The 542-nt window shown below is 29.3% G+C and carries 1 protein-coding gene; it reads left to right on the top strand.

The features are described 5' to 3' along the window. Window positions 1-487, top strand: a 487-nt coding sequence (locus tag EZH24_RS14505) for a hypothetical protein (RefSeq protein WP_161976198.1), incomplete at its 5' end; no start/stop codon positions are given. Window positions 488-542: the final 55 nt, after the last annotated feature.

The following is a 542-nucleotide window of genomic DNA, read 5'->3' as shown; positions in this document are numbered from 1 at the left end:
TGGAGAAACAACAACTACTACACCTGCAGGCGGTAAAGAAGAAACAAAAAAAGATCTAGATATTACTTTAGCAAGTTCTTCTAAAGGTAGTGCAAAAACTCCAGTAGCTATAGCTTTATCAGCTAAACAAAATGGTGGTGAAGATATTAAATTAGAAAAAGAAACAACAGCCTCAGATGCTATTACTTTTGATGGAAAAGATAAAAGTTTAGATGGATTGAAATTTGATATTGTTAAAGTAGAAGATGATAAAACTGTTACTGGTCAGGATTTACAGGATAAATCAGCTGGTTTTCCTTCAGATGGAAAAGGTTTTTCTGTAGAAGAAAATAAAATAAAAATAGCTAAAGATACAGCAATCACTGGTAACACAGATTTTGGTAACTCTAAAAAAGCAGGATTAAAAATAACTATAAGAATATCTAAAGATGGTTATAATCCTAAAGATATAACTGTTTATGCTCTTGGAACTATGAGCAGAAGTTAATATTTTATAAAATAAGTATGTTATTATAAAAAACATGCTTGCCATACAAAAAATT

It is taken from the genome of Brachyspira catarrhinii (assembly GCF_005518285.1).
Lineage (GTDB): Bacteria > Spirochaetota > Brachyspiria > Brachyspirales > Brachyspiraceae > Brachyspira > Brachyspira catarrhinii.
This window is presented reverse-complemented; position numbering and strand designations above follow the sequence as displayed.